Source organism: Arenimonas malthae CC-JY-1, from assembly GCF_000747075.1.
Lineage (GTDB): Bacteria > Pseudomonadota > Gammaproteobacteria > Xanthomonadales > Xanthomonadaceae > Arenimonas > Arenimonas malthae.
The window spans coordinates 1-291 of the sequence record NZ_AVCH01000067.1 but is presented as its reverse complement, the minus strand read 5'-3'; the positions used below and the strand labels follow the sequence as shown (position 1 = coordinate 291).

Annotated in this window: 1 pseudogene; it reads left to right on the top strand. The window is 74.9% G+C overall.

Going from position 1 to position 291, the window contains the following annotated elements:
* A pseudogene (locus tag N790_RS16295) lies at positions 1-291 on the top strand (malonyl-[acyl-carrier protein] O-methyltransferase BioC); the annotation flags it as partial.

Here is a 291-nt window from a genome sequence, read left to right as displayed (position 1 = left end):
GCCGGGCGGCCTGCTGCTGTTTTCCACCTTCGGTCCCGACACGCTGCTGGAGCTGCGCGAGGCGTACGAGGGCATTGGCGAAGTGCCGCCGCTGTCGCCGTTCGCGGCCATCCAGCAGGTGGGCGACGCCATGATGGCGGCCGGCTTCAAGGACCCGGTGCTCGACCGCGACCGCTACACGCTGACCTACCCCGACCTGCGCGCGCTGATGCAGGAGCTGCGCGCCATCGGCGCCGGCGACGCGCGCCGCGAGCGCCGGCGCGGGCTGGGCGGGCGAGGGCGGCTGCAGCG